The sequence below is a fragment of the Azospirillum halopraeferens DSM 3675 genome (genome assembly GCF_000429625.1).
In the GTDB taxonomy this organism is placed as follows: domain Bacteria; phylum Pseudomonadota; class Alphaproteobacteria; order Azospirillales; family Azospirillaceae; genus Azospirillum; species Azospirillum halopraeferens.
The window spans coordinates 98,743-118,524 of the sequence record NZ_AUCF01000012.1; the positions used below are offsets into that span (position 1 = coordinate 98,743).

13 protein-coding genes are annotated in these 19,782 nt (G+C 65.7%); 7 read left to right on the forward strand and 6 right to left on the reverse strand.

From position 1 onward, the window contains the following. Nucleotides 1-55 precede the first annotated feature (55 nt). The 6 genes from G472_RS0113125 to G472_RS32955 all read right to left on the reverse strand — a co-directional run bounded on the left by G472_RS0113125 (nucleotide 56) and on the right by G472_RS32955 (nucleotide 8,558). Nucleotides 56-1,108, reverse strand: a complete 1,053-nt coding sequence (locus tag G472_RS0113125; RefSeq protein WP_084536621.1) for a rhamnan synthesis F family protein — start codon at nucleotides 1,106-1,108, stop codon at nucleotides 56-58. A gap of 13 nt (nucleotides 1,109-1,121) precedes the next feature. Then, nucleotides 1,122-2,897, reverse strand: a complete 1,776-nt coding sequence (locus tag G472_RS0113130; RefSeq protein WP_084536622.1) for a class I SAM-dependent methyltransferase — start codon at nucleotides 2,895-2,897, stop codon at nucleotides 1,122-1,124. Nucleotides 2,898-3,248: 351 nt separating this feature from the next. Then, a complete protein-coding gene (locus tag G472_RS0113135) occupies nucleotides 3,249-4,064 on the reverse strand; it encodes an ABC transporter permease (protein WP_029008776.1) in 816 nt (271 codons plus the stop codon). A 35-nt stretch (nucleotides 4,065-4,099) separates the two neighbouring features. Further along, nucleotides 4,100-6,553, reverse strand: a complete 2,454-nt coding sequence (locus tag G472_RS37125) for a glycosyltransferase (RefSeq protein ID WP_156927109.1) — start codon at nucleotides 6,551-6,553, stop codon at nucleotides 4,100-4,102. Further along, nucleotides 6,546-7,529, reverse strand: coding sequence for an NAD-dependent epimerase/dehydratase family protein (locus G472_RS32950; protein ID WP_051340766.1), 984 nt, complete (start codon nucleotides 7,527-7,529; stop codon nucleotides 6,546-6,548). Before G472_RS32950 ends, G472_RS37125 begins: the two co-directional genes overlap by 8 nt. 219 nt (nucleotides 7,530-7,748) lie before the next feature. Beyond that, the gene (locus G472_RS32955; protein ID WP_051340767.1) at nucleotides 7,749-8,558 is read right to left on the reverse strand and encodes an ABC transporter ATP-binding protein; all 810 of its coding nucleotides are present in this window, start codon (nucleotides 8,556-8,558) and stop codon (nucleotides 7,749-7,751) included. A gap of 228 nt (nucleotides 8,559-8,786) precedes the next feature. Here G472_RS32955 and G472_RS0113155 point away from each other — a divergent pair, with 228 nt between their 5' ends. The 7 genes from G472_RS0113155 to G472_RS0113185 all read left to right on the forward strand — a co-directional run bounded on the left by G472_RS0113155 (nucleotide 8,787) and on the right by G472_RS0113185 (nucleotide 19,772). Then, a complete protein-coding gene (locus G472_RS0113155) occupies nucleotides 8,787-9,641 on the forward strand; it encodes a dTDP-4-dehydrorhamnose reductase family protein (RefSeq protein WP_051340768.1) in 855 nt (284 codons plus the stop codon). After that, a complete protein-coding gene (locus G472_RS0113160) occupies nucleotides 9,632-10,696 on the forward strand; it encodes a polysaccharide biosynthesis protein (protein WP_029008778.1) in 1,065 nt (354 codons plus the stop codon). Before G472_RS0113155 ends, G472_RS0113160 begins: the two co-directional genes overlap by 10 nt. After that, the gene (wecB, locus tag G472_RS32960; protein WP_051340769.1) at nucleotides 10,693-11,811 is read left to right on the forward strand and encodes a non-hydrolyzing UDP-N-acetylglucosamine 2-epimerase; all 1,119 of its coding nucleotides are present in this window, start codon (nucleotides 10,693-10,695) and stop codon (nucleotides 11,809-11,811) included. The genes G472_RS0113160 and wecB overlap by 4 nt, the downstream gene beginning before the upstream one ends. An 80-nt stretch (nucleotides 11,812-11,891) precedes the next feature. Next, the gene (locus G472_RS37130) at nucleotides 11,892-14,465 is read left to right on the forward strand and encodes a glycosyltransferase (protein WP_051340770.1); all 2,574 of its coding nucleotides are present in this window, start codon (nucleotides 11,892-11,894) and stop codon (nucleotides 14,463-14,465) included. 97 nt (nucleotides 14,466-14,562) lie between these two features. Beyond that, nucleotides 14,563-16,743, forward strand: a complete 2,181-nt coding sequence (locus tag G472_RS32970; protein ID WP_245593479.1) for a peptidase domain-containing ABC transporter — start codon at nucleotides 14,563-14,565, stop codon at nucleotides 16,741-16,743. After that, nucleotides 16,736-18,061, forward strand: coding sequence for an HlyD family type I secretion periplasmic adaptor subunit (locus tag G472_RS0113180; protein WP_035692286.1), 1,326 nt, complete (start codon nucleotides 16,736-16,738; stop codon nucleotides 18,059-18,061). Before G472_RS32970 ends, G472_RS0113180 begins: the two co-directional genes overlap by 8 nt. Further along, nucleotides 18,051-19,772, forward strand: coding sequence for an SEL1-like repeat protein (locus G472_RS0113185; protein WP_029008780.1), 1,722 nt, complete (start codon nucleotides 18,051-18,053; stop codon nucleotides 19,770-19,772). The genes G472_RS0113180 and G472_RS0113185 overlap by 11 nt, the downstream gene beginning before the upstream one ends. Nucleotides 19,773-19,782: the final 10 nt, after the last annotated feature.

Below are 19,782 nucleotides of genomic sequence, written 5' to 3' on the forward strand. Positions count from 1 at the left end.
GAACCATGCCGCACCATCACGTGTCCGACTCGCCCCGACCCTTGCGGCCGCTGTACTACACGCTGCGGTTCTTCAACGAGCGCTCAAGATGCCGAAGGATGAGATCGGTATCATAGGTGCTGGCGTCTTTGATCAATTGTTCCCAGTACGTCAGGAAAGGAATCCGCACCGGGTTCCTGTGGAGCAGGTCCCTTTTTATGAACGGAAATGCCATGCTCGTTATCAAATAGTCCCAAAAATAATGGCTGCCATTCATTGGCGTCCCTGAGACAATCGAGGTCAGTATCCTCGTCAGATACATCTTTCTGGTTTGGTCCAGGGTCTCGCCGTCGAGCAGCTTTCTGGCAATGACGGCATCGGTGATGCGGGTTGCGACCTCCCGGTACTGGAACAGCGCGCGGCAGCGGAAGCCGCCCTGTTGAAAGTGCCTCGTCAGACCCACCTCATAGTTGCGGATCACCCAGGCTTTCGACTGGACGCACCGCACCTTCTTCCAGAACATGGCGAAATGATCCGAGGCCAGGACCCTGGAATGGAAGAGGATGAAATAGCTCTGGAGATGGAACTTTATCTCCCAACTGTCGGTCGCTCCCCAGACATCGGCCTTCTGGCTGTCCATCTTCTCGACCATGCTGCCGAGATGATGGATGGGCCCGTAAACGCTGTCGTTGGCGAGCATCAGCGTGTCCAGGGCCCGCACGTCGGGGATCGCTGCGATTCCGTCCTTGTACGCCCCGAAGTCCAGGCCGACGTTCTTACGGAGGATGACCAGGCCGCACAGCTCCCGAAGCTTTGCCAGATCCGTGGCGCGGAGATCAGGTGAATTGCTGACGAGGACGATGCAGAAGCCCGCATTGGCGATGCACTGCAAGTAATAGTAGACGTAATCGTCCACGACGCCGTAGCGATCGTAATGGACGAACACAGCGACCCTGCGGGCATTCGCCAGATCGGCAGCACCCGGATGGCGCGCAACGACGAAGCTGCCGAACCGCAGAAAGCTGCACCAATAAAGCACGTACGACGCCGTGATCAGCAGCCAAGCGCGCAAACCACGGACCGCTCGCGCAAGAAGCCAGATTACGTACGCTCCGAGCGATCGTTGCATTGTGGCCGATTCTTCACAGAAGGTTGTGAGTTCGGGCGAGGGCGCGCGCCCGAGTCTCTTCGGATTGGCCCAGGGGCGGAAGGCCGTTGCGGCCCGGCAGGCTCATCAGATCCGCCATGGCAGACGAGGCCTGCTTCGCATCGCCGGCCACCACCCAGGCAAGTGCCTGATGGTACAATGCCTCCCAGATCAGCGGGGTGTCGGTTCCACCACCGCCCTCGACCAGACGACGGCTGATCCGATGGGCGCACGCGAAGTGACCGGCCGCATCGGACGGCGTATGGCGAGCATTCAGGCAAAGGATGCCGCGCACGAAGCTCACCGACGCATCGGTCGGACCACTTCTGTCCTCCGGCACGACGGGAACACGCGCCCACAGGCGCTCGGCCGGTTCATACCGGCCCTTGTTGACCAGCGTGACGAACACCTCGCTCAGGGTTTCGTGCACGAGAGCGGCGGGAACGGGCTCCTTGAGCAACGGACCGCACGCTCCGGCGAATGCCTCGGCCAACGCGGGTGCGGTGTCGGGAGCGGTCCAAGCCGCGAGGCGCACCAGATTGGAGCGGGCACGCCACACCAGGTGGTCCGTCTCACCATCGTCGCTTCCGATCCGCCGCAGCAGCAACCGCAAACGTTCGCCGGTCCGGGCCGCCGCTTCGAAACAGGATCGCGCCGCGACGAGGTCTCCGGCATGCTGCCAAGCGAGCATGCCCAGGTGATAGAGCGCGCTCGCGGCACAGAACGGGGCCCGGCGGTGGTATGCGGCGAGGTCCTCCGGCGGCGCCTCCTCCGCCATCACTGCCGCGGGGGCTGCCGGATCGGACGCCCAGCCCCGGACCCACGCTGTCCGCAGGTCGGCGGCGGCGGCGGCGGCCGGCTCGAACGCGCCGACGTTGACCAGTTCCTTGACATGGCGGGCTCTCAGCCCGATGCCGAGCGGCGTGGCGCCGTCAATATCCGCACACCGCCGCGCCAGGTACGAACGATAGAGCCCGCGGTCGAACCCGCGGCGCAGATCCGGCGTGCGGCCGGGTCCGGCGGCGCAGGCGACCAGGGTTGCTCCGCGCGTCTCAATCGCAACGCTTTCGAAGCCGCCACGCCGCAGCAGCATCTCGAGACCGCGGGGGCTGTACAGGATGAGGTGATGCCCCGGGCTGAGCAACGGAAGGAGAACGCCCGGTGGCGTCCCGGTGCATGCCGCCTCCATGTTCGGGGTGGTCAGGAGCAGGACGCCATCGCTGCTCAGCGCCTTGCGCAGGACGCCGATGAAGGCGTCGGGTCGCTCGGTGTGTTCGAGGACCTCCGAACACAGGATCAGATCGGGGCGTTCGGTTTCCGGCAGATCACCGGTCAGGTATTCCGAGCGGATGTCGAGCCCCAGGAGGTCCCGCCCGGCCCGGGCGTTCCGACCGGGGTCGATACCGCTCACCTGCCAGCCGTACGCCGCCCTGGCGAAGTCGAGCGAGAATCCGAACCCACAGCCCACTTCCAGGTAGCGGTTCACCGTCGACGGGTCGATCGCTGCCAGAGGAGCCGCCATGACGTCGACGCCGGCCCCCTGCTCCAGGTAGAAATCCAAGGCCGTCGTATCGTCGGGCTCCGCCTCGTAAGCGGGCGGGAGAACGTCAGCGAAATAGCCGCATCCGCAAGCCTGGCACTGGCGCAGCGACAAGGCCGCACCGGGCGCACCCGTCGGCATGGCATCGAGGACATGCCGTTTAGCCGCCCCGTCCGCACAAACCGGGCATGACTCCCGCCCGGTCACGCTGTTGTGCCAAATGATGTCCATTGCTGCGTTCGACGCCTTGCGAGGCAAAATTGAGCTACGGTCCGGCGGCCCGGAGCGGGCGCCGGCATTCAATCAAGGCGGGTGGAACCGATGAGCGCTGCTGCGCACGACCATGCCGGATCGGATAGGCTGGACTGCCGCTCATGCATAGCCCGCACCAGGATTTCCACTGCAACGCCTCATCTTTACGTTGTGCGGCCCGGGTTGGGCGGATGGCCTGTTGCGAATGCCCATGGCGTCGGCACATCGTCCACCGTGCTGTTACTGTGCCGTTCCTTAGCACAACGCTGTATGGCGCACCAGAGTATTCGCGGCCTTCGGCGGGGCCGTCGTGAGCCGCATGAGGCAAGCCTACAACCAATAGGCGATCATTCTACGAAAACGGGCATATAAGAGAAATGTTACTGCTGTTCCGAGTGACGCGGCAGCGATGGACACCATCCAATTCAGCGTTGTCGGCATCGTTCCGAGCAGCGGTGCCCGGCATATCTCAAGAAGGTGGTACACCGGATTGAAGAGGATGAGTTCGCGCTGGTCTCCCAACGCCTCCGGCTTCCACATGATGGGAGTGACAAGAAAGAAGAGCTGCATCGCATTCGCCATGATCGGAGGGATATCGCGAAATTTTGAACAAGCAACTCCGAGAAAGACGCTTATCCAAGCTATGTTCATCAGTAGCAACGCGATACCCGGTATGAACAACAGACCAATGAATCCTGGCCACTCGTCGAACAGCGCGATAACAACCACAAACACTATAATGTTATGGAAGAAAATGATTAGGTTTCTCCAGATGGATCGGAGTACATAGGCAAAATACGGAATTTTTATGTGCTTGATTGTGTGTTCCGAAGTGAGGAATGCGTTGCAACCGTCGATAAGGGCCGATGACATCAGCGACCAGACTGCCAAGCTTATGCAGAGATAGCCGAGATAATCAGGCAGGCTGATGCCGAAAATGCGACCGTAGACCAATGCCAGACTGCACGCCAGGATGGCGGTGCTCAACGTCAGCCAGAGAGGGCCAAGGAGGGAGCGGCGGTACCGGTTGCGAACGTCCTGCCATGCCATGGCGCCCCACAAGCGCCAGCAGCCGATGCCCTGCACAAGGTCGTCCCAGGCAAGCCGTCCGTCACCGGCCCGGTGAGAGTCAAAATCGGCAAACATCAAGGGTCCATAATCGCAGGTTGAGGGAGCCGGCCTCACGCCGCGCCGGTCGTTGTCGACAACGCCGCCGGGCATGAACCGGGAGCGTCGGTCACCGGGTCACGGCGGCCGATGAAGGTTGGCGCGAGATACTCGTCAAGTGCCAGCGGCGGATCGGGTACGCGCGGGAGGGCCGGGAGCGGACGGGCGGCAGGCGCCCCTTCCCCGTCATCGGCGTGGAAGCGGAGAAGGTGACGCAGCCAGACCTCGGCCGGGCTGCCGGTCGGCACGAGCGAAGTGAACGGCCGATCCGCACAGCGCTCCACGACCGCAGGCAAACCGGCAGCGACCAGCGGAAGCCCCAGTTCCATCGTGAACTCCAATTCGTGGTTCCAGGCCTCCGCTTCGCGCAACGGCAGCCAGACGACGTGAGGGGCGGCGGCGCACACGGCGGTGAAAAGGCGATCGACGTTGCCCCATTCATGACGCACCACCGCGTCCTCGCACCCTTCGGTGTTCAACCGGCCGAACAGGTGGAAGCGAATCGGAAGGCAACGCACGGCAACGGTGGAGGCGACCTCTGCGATCGTCCGAGCGTCCTGACGCTGGCCGGCATCCCCCAGCAGAAGGACGCGCAACGCCTCACCGGGCCAGACGCGCGGCCGGAAGACGTGCCGCATCGGCTTGACCCAATGGACAAAGCGGCTGGCCCGCGCGGGTCCCGCCACGGCGTCCACCCGGTCGGCGATGTCGGGCGAGAAGGTGATCACACGCCGGGCATTGCGCAGCAAGGGCGATGACACGGCGGCGGGGGCATCGAGCTGTGTGACGTCGAACGGGCGGGCGAGTGCCGGGAGCACCGTCCCGGCGATGGCGTCCATTCCTCGGGTGGACAGGACGTCGACACGCGTGACGCCGGTGCCGTCGGCTACGCGCCGAAGTGTTTCGCCGGCACCGGGCAGGGGCAAGCGGAGCCCGGAATGGTCGGTGTTGTGCTGTGCCTGCAGGCTGATCCACTCCTGTCCTTTGCCGTCCCGCCATGTGCGGGCGACCAGACATCGCACCCGGCCGGCAAGCCTCCCCAGCAAGTGGTCGAGATGGTGCGTCCCGCGCACGCTGTCGCCATCGACCAGCAGCAATAGGGCGGGGCCGCTTCCAGCCCAGTTCGCGATGGCGGTATCGACGGCGTCCGTGTCCGCGTCAACCTCCCCGCAATGCGCCACCTTCCGGACGTCGGAGGGAACCGGCCGGGCGTCTGCCGCCGCTGCCGGCATCCGGTTCACCAAACGGTCCCGGTCGATCGCACCGTCTTCGCGCACCGCGTCCCGGAGGGTGGCGATGCCGCTCCAGAGCATGTGCAGACCGCCGAACGGCCAGTCGTCCGGCTCTTGCGTCGGCGGCACAATGATGCCGGCGTCGCTGTCGATCAGCCGTCCGATCATGGATCGCAGGGTCGCCCGGCACGGCTGGTCCTCTTGGGCAAAGCAGAGCACGGCGTCCGGCCCGTCCCACGGCCCGGCCGGACAGAAGTCGCCCAGGCGATCGATGTGCGTCCCGGTGGCGGTCCCGGCGCGGGCCATCACCCCCACTCTGGCATGTGGGGACAGAGTCTTCAGACAGGCTTCGAACCGGACGGCCCGTGCGGGCGCGTCCGGCCCGTCCGGTACCACGCCGGTGACCCGGACGTTCCGCATGAGCCTGTCGATCCGGAAATCGGCATAGGCCAGGGCACCCGGGTACGCGGCCAGATTGGTGCGCAGGCGCCACAGGAACCGCAATTCGGATCCGTCGTAGGCACGCATCGTCGCCGCCGACGTACGGTCGATCAGGCTGGCATAGAGGCGCGCCGCCTCATCCAGGTGCGCTTGCTGCCGGGAGCCCTGCATCGGGTGGATGCGCTGGCGCACCCCGACCCCCGGGCAGTGGACAAAGGGAACGACACAAGCCATCCGATACCAGAGCTCATAGTCCTGGGTTGTCGGCAGCCCCGTGGCGAACCCCCCGACCTCGCGGAACAGGTAGCGCGGTATGAGCAGCGTGCATCCGTTGATCAACGCGTGAAACGGGCCGTCAAGGGGGCGCGCGATCAGGTTCCAGCCGGCCGGCGAATACACCGCCAGATGATTGCCATTCTCATCAAACTGTTCGAAGTCGCCGATAACGATGCACGGACGGTCGAACATCTCCATGGTTTCGACCTGGCGGGCGACCTTGTCCGGCAGGTACAGGTCGTCATGGCTGAGCCAGCTGAACAGCTGGCCGCTCATCGCCTCGATGCCCCGGTTCAGAGCGCTGGCAACACCGCCGTTGGGCTTGCGCACGTAACGTATGCGCGTGCCGTACCTGCGGGCCACCGCCTCCGTGGCGCCGTCGTCGTTCGACCCGTCGTCGACCACCAGCACCTCCACGGCAGGATAGGTCTGCGCGAGGGCACTGTCGATCGCCTCTTCGAGATAATCGGCGCCATTGTAGACCGGAATGACGATCGTGACCAAAGGCTGCTCAATCATGCGGGCCACCGCCTCCCTCTGCGGTCAACCGCTCGCGCCACCACGCTATGGTCCGGGCCAGGCCCTCGTCCAACGCCACCTGCGGTGTCCAGCCCAGCACGGACCGTGCCAAGCCGCTATCGAGGGTGACGCGGTCCGTCGCATCGCCCTCAAGGTCCGGCACGTCGTCGGGACGACCACAAAGGCGCAGAGTCCGTGCGACGAGTTCGCCGATGGACACGTCCGATCCCGATCCGATATTGAACGTCCGGCCCGCCGCACGGGGCAGCCGTGCGGCGCGCACCAACGCATCAACCACGTCCGTGACGTACACGAAGTCACGGCGCGGCCGCAGCGAACGGACAGAGACCATCGGATGTTGCAGAGCCTGCCGCACGATGGTGGGAACGACGGCATCGGCGGTCTGGCGAGGTCCGTAGACATTGGCCGGCCGCACGATGGTGACGGCCACCCCGTGCGTCGCATCGTAGGTCCGCGCCAGGGCCTCGGCGGCAACTTTGGTCGACGCGTACGGCGATTGCGGTGCGAGGGGGGCGCCCTCCCCCACCAACGGCCCGGCGGGACACCCGTAAACGTGGCTGGACGACACCAGCACCACCCGGGCCACGCCGCCGCGACGGGCTGCCTCCAGGACGTTCAGGGTTCCGACGACGTTGGCCAGGATGGCGGCGCTCATCATTTGCGGATCGCCATTGACCGCGGCGGTGCCCGCCAGATGGAAGATGGTGTCCACGCCGTCCGCTGCTCGGCAGACGCTGTTCGCGTCGGTGACATCGCCCGGCCAGCGCGCGACCCGCGGTGATCCCGACAGAAGCGCATCGGGGCGGCGCACGAGGCATCGGGTCCTCTGCCCCTCGGTTTCAAGGTGGTCGACAAGATGCGAACCCAGAAAACCGGTCGCCCCGGTGACCAGCACGGCGGCCGGTCGGCCGACCGCGGTGCCGGTTTCCCGGGGTTCTTGGCGCTGCAACTGCATGGGGCCATTTCCGATCACGAAGGTGGAGACGTCCGATTTCGGCCGGCCGCCGCGGCCGGAACGGAGCCGTTGGGCCGGGCCCGTTCGCCGCACGTCCCCGGCCCCTGACCGGGTCCGGAGGTGCGCGCATCTAAACAGGATTCCCCCGGGATCGCCACATTGGCCGACAGGTTCGGGGCTGATCGGGTGAAGCACGCCGGCGCCCGGATAGCCGCCTCCCTACGGCACCGCATTCCGCGCGTCCGCAAGGTCGTGCGGAACGTCCGTGGTCCCGTTGGGAGGCACCCCGCGCCAGACGGCATACCGATCGAGAACCTCGTCGATGTCGCCGAACGCCATGACGTTGCCCCGGTCGAGCCATAGAGCCTTGTTGCACAGACCCCGCTGCACGGTCTCCAGGTGCGAGGCGATGACGAAGATGCGTGTGCGGTCGATGAAGGCTTGGGCGCGCTGCTGCGCCCGTTCGAGGAACCGGGCGTCACCGACCCCGATCCATTCGTCCATGAGCAGGATCTCCGGATCGAAGGCGGTGGCCGTCGCGAACGCCAGGCGCAGCTTCATCCCGTCGGAATAGGTGCGCATCGGAAGGTGGATGTGGTCGCCGAGTTCGGCGAAGGCGACGATCTCCTCGATTTTTCGATCGACCTCCGCGCGCGGGATGCCGAGGTACGCGGCACGGATGCGGACGTTGTCGTACCCCGTGGAATCCCAGTCCAGCCCGAAGCCGACGTCAAAGAGGGCGGTCGCCTTCCCCTTGACGCGGACCCGCCCACGCTGGGGCTCGTAAATCCGCGCGAGAACCCGGAGCAGGGTGGTCTTTCCCGCACCGTTCCCACCCACCAGCGCAAGGCGGTCGCCATCATCGAGACTCAGCGACACGGTGTTCAGTGCCTGTACGACCACGCGCTGACTGCGCCGTCGTCGTGCGACGACACCAATGGTCTGCAGCATGGTCTGGCGCAGGGACTGCGCACCGTGCTGCTGCACGGTGAACTCCACGCAAACGCCATCCAGGCGGATGGATGCCATAGGCGAGTTGACCCTCCTGCGAGAGCGATAGGGTGCCCCCGTTGCCAATCCTTAACACGACCATCCGTCGCTGCGCCACAGTATACTCCGGCACCACGGTTCCCGTGCCGGCACAGCAGACAGCCAAGCTAACGATATATCGCAATTGAACTATCCTCGCTTGTCAAACTATGTTATGCCGTCACGTCCGGAGTGCTACCTTGGTACTGCATAAGAGGCGCGTGCAATATGAATGTGTTGGTCCTGGGTGGGGACGGAATGCTCGGCCACCGGCTGTTTTTACATCTTTTGCAACGCCTTGAAGTCCACTGCACAATCAGGGGCACAGAAACTCACCCGGCCATTTCTCCCGAAAGATGTCACACGGCTGTCGATATCCGCGATCTGGGTGCGATCGCGCGCGTCGTTGCGGCGGTTCGCCCGGACGTTGTCGTGAACTGTGCCGGTTTGGTGAAACAGCGGCCCTCGGGGCAAGCGGTCGTTGACGCGGCCGCCGTCAACAGCATCGCCCCGCACCAGATCGCCGCGCTGTGCGGTGTTGCCGGTGCCCGGTTCATCCAGATCAGCACCGACTGCGTCTTTTCCGGGCGGCGGGGCCGGTACAGCGAGGAGGATACGCCGGATCCGGTGGACACCTACGGTATGACGAAACTGCTGGGCGAGGTGACCGGACCGCGTTGCCTGACCCTTCGCACCTCCATCGTCGGACGCGAGCTCAAGACGAAGCTCAGCCTCCTTGAATGGTTTCTGGCAAAGAACGAACCGGTCAGGGGTTACCGCAACGCCATCTTTTCGGGAGTGACGTCGGTCGAACTGGCCCGGATCATTGAGCGGATCATCGTCCGGAACCCCGATGCCGCCGGCCTCTACCATGTATCGGGCGAACCGATCGGGAAGTACGACCTTCTGCAGTTGTTCGCGCGCTGCTACGACCATCCCATTTCCATCATTCCCGACGAATCGGTCGTCATCGACCGATCGCTTGATTCGACCCGCTTTCGTGAAGCGTTCGGCTACCGGCCACCGGGTTGGCACGAGATGCTGGCGGATGCCCGCAGGGAGGAGCGCGACCTATGGGGCTGACAGGCAAGTCCGTCCTCATCACCGGCGGTACGGGTTCGCTCGGCAAGACCCTTATCGACCGCATTCTCAGGGGCGGCGCCGGTGAGCCGCGCAAGGTCGTCGTCTTCTCGCGCGACGAAGCCAAGCAGCATGAGATGCGGCTGCGGTACCTCACGGCCCGCTCTTCGGACGAGTTGCCGGTGGTCCGCGCGGCCAGGGACCTGCTGCAATTCCGGATCGGCGACGTGCGCGACCTGCACAGCGTCGCCGGTGCCCTGCGCGACATCGACGTCGTGTTCAATGCCGCCGCGCTCAAGCAGGTCCCGAGTTGCGAGTACTTTCCGTCCGAAGCCGTTGCCACGAACATCGGGGGGGCGGAGAACATCATCCGCGCCATACGCGACCTGGGCCGCCCGGTTGAAACCGTGGTCGCCGTCTCGACGGACAAGGCGGTGAAGCCCGTCAACGTCATGGGCATGACCAAGTCGATGCAGGAGCGCCTGTTCATCGCGGCGAACCTCGGTTGTCCGGGAACGCGGTTCGTCGTCGTCCGGTACGGAAACGTACTCGCGTCGCGGGGGTCGGTCATTCCGCTGTTCCACGAGCAGATCCGCAACGGGCAACCGGTGAGCATCACGAGCACCGAGATGACCCGGTTCCTGCTCAGCCTTGACGATGCCGTGGACGTCATCTTTGCAGCCCTCGCCGAGGCCGGACCGGGGGAGACCTACGTGCCGAAGGTGGCGTCCGCCCGCGTGGTCGATATCGCCGAGCAGCTCATCGGTGACCGGGCCATTCCTATGGAGGTCATCGGCATCCGTCCCGGCGAAAAGCTCCATGAGATCCTCGTCTCGGAGGAGGAGGGGATGCGCGCCTACCACCACCGGAACGGGTACATCGTCATACAGCCCGGACTTCCCGAACTGCGTCCCGACGGTCTCCCGGCAGCCCCTCTATGCGGCGAATACAGCTCCGCCGACGAGCTGATGACGCCGACCCAGGTCCGTGACCTGCTCAGGCGGCGTGACCTTCTGATCGAGAAAGCCCCCCAGCTCGAAGCGGAACTCCTGCGATGAAGGTTCTCACCCTCCTGGGCACCCGCCCGGAAATCATCCGCCTCAGCCTGATCATCGAGAAACTGGACCGCCTGTGCGACCACGTTCTGGTGCACACGGGGCAGAACTTCGACGCGTCGCTGAGCGACGTGTTCTTTGCCGAACTGGGCGTTCGGGCCCCCGACGAGTTCCTCGGCGTCCGGGGTGCGTCTCCGGCCGAACAGATCGGGCAGATTCTGGTCGGTTGCGAACGGGTATTCGCCGAGCGGCGACCCGACCGGCTCCTGATCCTGGGCGACACCAACTCCGCGCTGGGGGCCATCGTCGCCAAGCGGATGGCCATCCCGGTCTTCCACATGGAGGCCGGCAACCGCTGCTTCGACGACCGCGTACCGGAAGAGACGAACCGTCGGATCATCGACCATTCCAGCGACATTCTGCTGCCCTACACGGAACACAGCCGCCGTCATCTCCTGCGGGAGGGCTTCCCCGACAACCGGATCTACGTCACCGGCAACCCGATCACCGAGGTGATCCAGCGCTGGCGGCCCCGTATCAACGAGGCGGAGGCATTGCATCGCCTGGGGCTCGACCCGCGGCGCTATCTTCTGGTGACCATGCACCGCGCCGAGAACGTCGACGTTGAAGACCGGCTGCGCGCCCTCATCGACTCGGTCACCACCCTTCAGGCGCGCCTGGGCGTTCCGGCCATCGTCAGCACGCATCCGCGTACGCGGGCGCGGATGGAGGCGTTCGGGCTGGCGCCCGACAACGGCGGTGTCCGCTTTCTTCCCCCCTTCGGCTTTGTCGATTTCGTCGCGCTGGAAGCAAACGCCCTGTGCGTTCTGAGCGACAGCGGGACGGTCCAGGAGGAGTGCGCTATCCTGGGAACGCCCAACGTCACCATTCGCGACACCACCGAGCGGCCGGAGACGGTGGAATGCGGCAGCAACTTCATCAGCGGCGTGACCCGTGACGGCATTCTCGCCGCCGCCGACATTGTGCTCGATTTGCCTCCCGACTGGCAGGCGTCCGATCCGTATCGCAAGGCGAACGTCAGCGATACGGTGGTACGGATCGTCCTCGGGCATCACGCGACCGTGGCCGGACCGGGTGCTGCCGGGTTCAGAGGGTAGCACGGGGCCGGCGTCCGGCGGACCGGTGCAAGCGGATGCCCGGACCGTCCCGTTGTCGTTTGCGTCAATCCGGTGCGTTCATGACCAATCAGCAGCCGCTCGTATCCGTCGTCATACCGGTCTACAACGGTGCGGCGTATCTGGCTACGGCGATCGACAGCGTTTTCGGCCAGACCTATCGCCATATCGAAGTGATCGTCGTGGATGATGGCTCCATCGACGACGGCATGACGGCCGAGGTCGCACGCGGCTTTTCGGACCAGATCCGATATGTCCGCCAGGACAACGGCGGCGTCGCCTCGGCTCTGAACCGCGGCATCGCCGAGATGAGAGGCGAACTGTTCTGCTGGTTGAGCCATGACGATCTTTACAAGCCCGAGAAGATCGAGGTGCAGGTCGCGACATGGCGACAATTCGGGCGCACGTGCGTGGTGTACGGCGCCTACGAGGTCATCGACGAGTCGGGCAATCGCCTCAGTGAAGTGTCGGCAGCGGATACCGATCTCCTGGCGCGCCCGCTCGACGGGGTCTTTACGGGGATTCTGAACGGCTGCGCGATGCTCATCCCGCGCGAGGTGTTCGAGCGGGTGGGAGTTTTCGCGCCGGGCCTGCCGGTGACCCAGGACTATGAGCTGTGGTTCCGGATGGCCCGTGCAGTGCCGTTTGTCCGCAGCCCCGGAACACACGTCAGTTACCGCAACCATCCCGGGCAGGGATCGCGTCACCGCAGCCATCTCGACCAGACCAGCCGCCTGTTCACACATTTCGTTGACGAGATGACCGACGCGGAGATGCAGGCGTACGAAGGTTCGCCTTTGCGCTTTCTCTTGCGGCTCAAGAGGCACTGGCGTTTGCTGGCCGGCTTCCAGGCATTCCTCGCGCAACGCACGGCACCGCTGCTCGAAGCGGTGCCGTGCGCTGCGATTGTCGTCGCACCCCGCCACGGTTCCTTTGCCGCGACCACGGAATCACTCCGGAGCAACCGCCCGCGGCCGCACAACATCGTCCATGTCGCGTACGAACCGGCCGCACCGCTCCAGCCCCCGAACTGGGCGGCGGTGGTGGCGCATGCGGCGGAAACCGTCGCCCAACCGGTCCTGGCATTCCTTTCCGGCGACGACGCCACAGCGAACACCCTTCTGTGCGCCGGCCTGGAGGAGTTTGTATGGTCCCGGGCCGACGCGGCCCGGCCCTCCGACCATGGCACACGGGGCTCGCCCCTGGACGGGCTGGTGCTGCGGCGCGATGCCGTGCCTGCAGCCTGCGCGGCGCTTCGCGCCGGTGACCTGGCGTTGTCCGGCCTTACCATCGCGGAATACGCACCACCGGCCGGTGCCGCGGCAGCATCCGCCGCGTTGTTGGCCGAAGCCCTGAAGGGCGGCTCCATGGTGCCGTACGATCGGTCGCTTCACAGCGAGGCCGCTGCGGCCGTCCGTTACCTGCTTACAAGCACGTATCCGGTCATCCTGATAATCGGCCGGCTCGACCTGGCCGATCCTGCGGAACACACCCGGTCCCTGGCCGCCGCCGTCGCAGGCCGGGCGGAGTGCCTGTTTCTCCACCTGCCGGGCGGCGGGCGCCTGTTCCTGTCCACAGTGCCCGGCAACGCGGGATCCGGGCTGCGCTTCGACCTTCCCGGCCAGTTCGACGCGCTGGTCGGTCTGCTGCGCGCCATCGGCATCGCTCGTGCCGACGTGCACCACGCGCTGGGGGTGGAGGATGTGGTCGAAACGCTGCTCGATACGCTGGGGGTTCCCTACGACGTCACCTTGACCGACTACCATCTGGTCGCCCGGGACCCCAACCTGTGCGGCGCCGATGGACGGTTCGTCGGACCGCAGAAGGCCATCGCGCCCGACGGCGGCATGGTCAGGCCGCTGGTTCCCGGGCTTCTCCTGAAGGCGAGCCGCATCATATCCGGCTCGCGCGCGCTTGCCCATGCCGTCGCGGCAATGCACCCGCACATCACCGTCATTCCCGCGCCACCCGTTCCGCGCCCGGCGAATCGGACACGGCACGTCTTCGTGCCACGGGTGCGCAACCACGAATCATTGCGGGTGGTCGTCGCCGGACCGACCGGCGAGCGGGAGGGACGCAGCGTGGTCCTGGCAGTGGCACGGGTGATCCGCGACCGCGGGCTTCCCATCCGCATCCACGTCCTGGGCGACATGGCGGTGCCGGTCAGGGACCGGCACGCCTGCGCCAACGTCCTCGACCTGCGGGGGCCGGTCGATCCCGATGACTTCGGCGCGGCGATGATCGGTCTTGCGCCGCACGTCGCATGGTTCCCCGTCCAGGCCCCGGAGGTGGCACTGCACGCGCTGGGGCGGGTCATGGATCTCAGCTACCCGATCGCCGCCGGAGCGATCGGCTCGGTCCCGGAACGGTGTTCAGCCCGTCCCGCGACCTGGCTGATCCCCTGGGACAGCGCTCCCGATGCCTGGATTTCGCTGTTCCTGGCCATCCATGCGTCGGTGCAGGGCCGCCCCTCGTCACCGTCGGCGGGGACGCCGCCGGACCCGGCCGCGGCATTCTATCCCGATGGCTATCTGGCCCCGGTGACCGGAGACAGTCGACGACCGGCCCGGAGCGGGGGTGGAACCGGCGTCATCGCCGGGGCAGCAGCCATGCCATCAGTCGCCGCATCTACTTAACGTTCTTCATCCAGCCCACGCCAAGGCAGAGATTATGTCAAAGATCAGCACAGTCGACGCTCTCCAAGCGGAGAATGACGAGGACATAAAGTACTCCGTGCTGATTGCGCTGCAAATGGTCGCGCGGGAGCATGGGATTGATCTTTCACCCCAGCAGATCGATAGAGACTATGCTCTTGACTCCGGTGATCTGACCTCCGGCAAGGTGGTCCGGATCGCCAACGAAAACGGGCTGGTCGCCCGGACCACCCGTCTGACGTGGCGGCAGCTCGCCCGGCTCGGGCAGGCGCTACCCGTCGTCCTGCGGATGCGCAACGGCAGCGCCATGGTGCTGGTGAAGTATGAGCCCGGCAACGCCGGGCGCGGTGACACCGTCCTGCTGCGCAGTCCCCATCAGCCCGACGACACCTGCATCGCCGTGGACGAGGTGCGTCTGGCCGCAGCCTGGGACGGCGAGGCGATCTTCGTGAAGCGCCGCCACAAGCAAGACATCGACGACCGTCCATTCGGCTTTCCGTGGCTATTCCAACAGATTTATCGGGACCGCAAGATTTTCCGATCGGTTCTGATCGCTGGAATGATGATGAGCATCTTTGCCATTGTCCCGCCGTTCCTCTACTTGGTGGTTGTCGATCGGGTACTGGTGTATCAGCGGGTATCGACCCTGGAGGTGTTGATTGGCGGCATCCTGTTCCTGATCCTGTTCGACACACTTTTCGGCTTTCTGCGCCGTCACCTGCTGTCGATCGGCACGGCGCGGGTCGACGCGCGGATCAACACCGCGGTCTTCAACCGATTGGTGCGCCTGCCGATGGACTTCTTCGAACAGACGCCAACCGGCACGGTCAGCTACAAGATCAACGAGATCTGGCGCGTCCGCTCCTTCATCACCGAACAGGTCTTCGGCGTTATGCTCGACCTGATGACTCTGCTGGTGATCATTCCCGCAATGTTCGTGCTGAGCCCGGGTCTGACGTTCGTCGTGCTCGGGATCGGTGCGCTCATGTGCCTGGTGGTCGTCCTCTACTTCCGGCCCCTCGGGGCTGCCCAGCAGCGGGTGATCGCGGCCGAGGTCGAGAAGGGCAGCTTTCTCATAGAGGTGCTCCACGGGATGCGGACCGTGAAGTCGCTGGCACTGGAGGGCCGCAAGCAGCTCGGGTGGGACGTCCGCGTCGCCGAGGCCGTCCGCGCGAAGACCGCCTTCATGCAACTCGGCAATCAACCCCAGACCATCCTGCAGCCGCTGGAGAAGCTGATCTACACCGGCGTCCTGATGCTCGGGGCCTACCTGGCCATCACCGAGCAGTCGACGATCCTGGCCGGCACGCTCGTTGCGTTTTCGATGCTGGCGTCGCGGGCGACGGCACCGCTGATGCAGATCGTCGCCCTGTTGCAGCAGATCGAGGAGGTGAGGGGCGCCATGGCCCAGGTCGGCTCCGTGGTCAACCAGCGGCCTGAACAGGAGGCGGGCGCCGGTGTCCGCCCCGCCATCGCCGGCGCGATCACGCTGACGGACGTCCGCTTCCGCTACCCGGGTGCCGTTCCCTTCGCGCTCGACGGTGTCTCGCTGTCCATCGAGCCCGGCAGCATCGTCGGGATCATGGGACGCAGCGGCTCCGGGAAGACCACCATCACCCGTTTGCTGCAGGGACTTCACCAGTCATACGACGGGCTCATCAAGCTCAACGGCATCGACCTGCGGCAGTTCGACCTGAACCACCTGCGCTCGAACCTGGGTGTGGTTCTGCAGGACAATTTCCTGTTCCGGGGCACCATCCGCGACAACATCAAGATTACACGACCCAGCGCCACCTTCGACGAGGTCATCGAGGCAGCACGGCTGAGCGGCGCTGAGGAATTCATCGACCGCCTGCCGCGCGGCTACGACACGCCGATCGAGGAAGGGGGGGCGAACCTGTCCGGTGGTCAGCGCCAGCGACTGGCGATCGCCCGCGCACTGATCGGCAACCCGGCGCTGCTGATCTTCGACGAGGCGACCAGTGCCCTGGATCCGGACAGCGAGGCGATCATCAACAACAATCTGAAGCGCATCGCCCGCGGCCGCACCGTCATCGTCATTTCGCACCGGCTCGCATCGCTGCTCGATTGCGACCAGATCATCGTTCTGGAGCAAGGCAAGGTCTACGCTACCGGTCGCCATGACAGCCTGTTGCGGACCTGCGACATCTACCGTCACCTCTGGTTTCAGCAGAATCGCCATCTCTCTTCGGAAACGACCCTCCTCGCCACCAATTCGGTTGGGGTCTCGCATGGCTAAGCAGCATTCTGAGCAGACGATCATCGATTTCCAGTCGGAGACGTCCGAGATCATCGGAGGGTCCGACCCGCTGGCGGCCCGGCTGACGGTGTGGTTGCTGGCGTGCCTGCTGATAGGCCTGCTCTCCCTGGCCAGCATCGCAAAGCTGGAGCGCGTGGTGGTTGCCCGTGGCCAGGTTGTGTCGCAGAGCGCCGCCCTCAGCCTGCAGCCGCTGGAAACCTCCATCGTCCGCGACATACGCGTGAAGGAAGGTCAGGTCGTCCGCAAGGGCGAGCTTCTCGCATCCCTCGATCCGACCTTTTCGGCCGCCGACATGGCCCAGTTCGAACGCAAGCGCCGCAGTCTGGCCGCCGAGATCGACCGGTTGCAGATGGAGCTTCAGGACAAGCCCTACCGGATGGTCGAGGGGAACCCGGATACCCGGCTGCAGGCGGCCATCTGGCAGGCCCGGCAGTCGGAGTTCCATTCCCGGATGATGAGCCTGCGCCAGAAGCAGGATGTGGCGCGTGCCAGTCTGCAGCAAAGCCGTGATGATGTCGTGCACTACAAACGGCGGCTCCAGCTCCTGAGCGCGGTTGCGGATATGCGGCAGGAACTCGAGCAGAACAAGGTCGGCAGCCGCCTCAATTCGCTTCTGGCGAGCGACGCACGGGTCGAGGCTTCACGCAATCTGGCAGCCGCGGAATCCAGCGTCCTGACCGCCACCCACGACCTTGAGGCGCTGAAGGCTGAGGAGGACGTCTACATCCAGCAGCGCCAGTCGCAGATCATCAAGGAACTGGCCGACAAGCAGGTCGAGTTCGACCGGATCAACGAGGAACTGACCAAAGCGACCAGACGGCACGACCTGGTGGAAATGCGCGCGGCGGAGGACGCCGTCGTTCTGGACGTGGCGCCGCTCTCCGTCGGTTCGATCGTTCAGACGGCAGACAAGATCATGACGCTTGTTCCTATGAACACAGCCCTGCAGATCGAAGCGAACATCGACGCCCGTGACCAGGGCTTCGTCAAACCGGGCGACGTCGTGCAGTTGAAGTTCGACGCCTACCGCTATGTCGAGCACGGCATGGGGCGGGGCGTCGTCAGCACGATCAGCGAGGACTCCTTCACACAGAAGGACGGCGTCCGATCCTCCGAGCCGTTCTATCGCGCCCGGGTCGATCTCCGGGAGGTGAGCCTGCGCAACGTCCCCGACGACTTCCGGCTGGTGCCCGGCATGCCGGTGACCGCCGATATCGTCGTCGGCACGCGGACGATCATTTCCTATCTTGTGGAGAAGGCGATGGTCAGCGTGCAGGAAGGCTTGCGTGAACCGTGACTCGAGAAAACGGGATGCCTCCCGGCGGATCGGCGACCTGCTCCGCGCCCTCGCCGACCGCTTGCACCCGTCCCGCCCCGCCCGCCGCTTCGCCCGGGGGCTCCGCCAGCACGCGAAGGGCAACCACAAGGCCGCGTTCCGGCATTGGCAAGCCGCCGCCGCCGCCGGCCATGCCGAGTCCCAGTACCGTCTCGGCCTGCTCTACGAGACCGGGCAAGGGGCGATCGCGAGCGCTATCGACGCCCTGGTCTGGTACCGTCGCGCCGCAGAGCAAGGGCATGCCGTCGCCCAGGAGCGGCTGGCCATCCTGCACGCGGAAGGGCGCTCCCAGCCGCCGGGGCTGCGCGAGCAGGATCCGGCCCTGCGCTCGCTGTTCCCCGAGGGCTTGCGGATCGACCCCAATCCGCAGGAGTTCCTGCGCTGGTCGTTCGCCGCGGCGGAGCAGGGGCGTCCCATGGCCCGGGCGCTCGTCGGCAATCATTTCGCCTTCGGTGCGGCGGACCCCGATTACGAAGCGGCCGAGCGCTGGTACCGCCTGGCCGCCGAAGCCGGAAATCCCCAGGGCCAACTCGGGTTGGGCACGCTGCTCGCCGGCAGCTATCTGGGTGAGGCGGACTACGACGAGGCGTTCGTCTGGTTCGAGAAGGCTGCTACGCAGGGAAACGCGACGGCCTGGTTCTATCTCGGCCGGATCTGGGCGCATGGGCTCGGACGGCCACAATCCAGTGAACAGGCCGCAATCTGCTTTGCCAAGGCTGCCGTTCTCGGCAGCGTCGCCGGGCAGCGCCACCTCGGCCGCTGCCTGATCGCGGGAATCGGCGTGCAGCCGAACCTCGTCCAGGGGGAGAGCTGGCTGCGCAAAGCCGCGCACCAGGGAGACGTCGAGGCCATGATGGACCTTGCCGCCCTCCACGAACGCGGCGTGCAGGCCGATTTGCCCAATCTGATGGAAGCCGCCCACTGGTACCGCAAGGCTGCCGAGGCGGGAGTCGCCATCGCCCAGCGCATCCTCGGCCAGCTCCACCTTACGGGACGCGGCGTGCCGGTCGACGCCGTCGAAGCCTTCCGGTGGAGCCTTCGGGCGGCCGCGCAGGGGGACCTCGAAGCGCAGCTCGCGGTCGGCACCCATTACACAACCGGCCACGGGGTCGAGCGCTCGGCCGAGCATGCCGTGGGCTGGTTCCGCGCGGCGGCGGACCAGGGGAGCACCGATGCCCTGCACAACATGGGCGAGTTGCACCTCGTCGGCCTCGACGGGGTGCCGGATCGGGAGACCGCACTGACTTGCTTCCGGATGGCGGCCGAAGCCGGAAACGCCACCGCCCAGTTCCGGCTGAGTGCGCTCTACGCCAGCGGTGAGGCGACGGGCACACCGGATTACCGCGAGGCCGTCCGCTGGGCGATTCCGGCGGCCGAGCAGGGCGTTGTCGGGGCCCGGGTCAACCTCGGCCGGTTCTACATGCAGGGGTTGGGCGTGGAGCGCGACGACACCCGGGCCGAGCGGTGGTTCACGGCGGCGCTGGAGGCCGGAGAGGTCCGGGCGGCGACGGCGCTCGGCGAGCTCTACGGCATCTACGGGACGAACCGGGATCCCGTGCAAGCACGCCGGCTGTTTGCAATCGCTGCCGAACGGGGCGACGAACGGGCGCGCGAACTGCTCGAGCGGTTCGCCGGTGCACCGGATCGCGGCGGCCGGGACGATGCATTCTGAACCCGACCGG

What these genes read in the sequence shown, in the direction of transcription:
- G472_RS0113125 (WP_084536621.1), bottom strand. Translation starts at nt 1,108, where the DNA reads ATGCAACGATCGCTCGGAGCGTACGTAATCTGGCTTCTTGCGCGAGCG.
- G472_RS0113130 (WP_084536622.1), bottom strand. Translation starts at nt 2,897, where the DNA reads ATGGACATCATTTGGCACAACAGCGTGACCGGGCGGGAGTCATGCCCG.
- G472_RS0113135 (WP_029008776.1), bottom strand. Translation starts at nt 4,064, where the DNA reads ATGTTTGCCGATTTTGACTCTCACCGGGCCGGTGACGGACGGCTTGCC.
- G472_RS37125 (WP_156927109.1), bottom strand. Translation starts at nt 6,553, where the DNA reads ATGATTGAGCAGCCTTTGGTCACGATCGTCATTCCGGTCTACAATGGC.
- G472_RS32950 (WP_051340766.1), bottom strand. Translation starts at nt 7,529, where the DNA reads ATGCAGTTGCAGCGCCAAGAACCCCGGGAAACCGGCACCGCGGTCGGC.
- G472_RS32955 (WP_051340767.1), bottom strand. Translation starts at nt 8,558, where the DNA reads ATGGCATCCATCCGCCTGGATGGCGTTTGCGTGGAGTTCACCGTGCAG.
- G472_RS0113155 (WP_051340768.1), top strand. Translation starts at nt 8,787, where the DNA reads ATGAATGTGTTGGTCCTGGGTGGGGACGGAATGCTCGGCCACCGGCTG.
- G472_RS0113160 (WP_029008778.1), top strand. Translation starts at nt 9,632, where the DNA reads ATGGGGCTGACAGGCAAGTCCGTCCTCATCACCGGCGGTACGGGTTCG.
- wecB (WP_051340769.1), top strand. Translation starts at nt 10,693, where the DNA reads ATGAAGGTTCTCACCCTCCTGGGCACCCGCCCGGAAATCATCCGCCTC.
- G472_RS37130 (WP_051340770.1), top strand. Translation starts at nt 11,892, where the DNA reads ATGACCAATCAGCAGCCGCTCGTATCCGTCGTCATACCGGTCTACAAC.
- G472_RS0113180 (WP_035692286.1), top strand. Translation starts at nt 16,736, where the DNA reads ATGGCTAAGCAGCATTCTGAGCAGACGATCATCGATTTCCAGTCGGAG.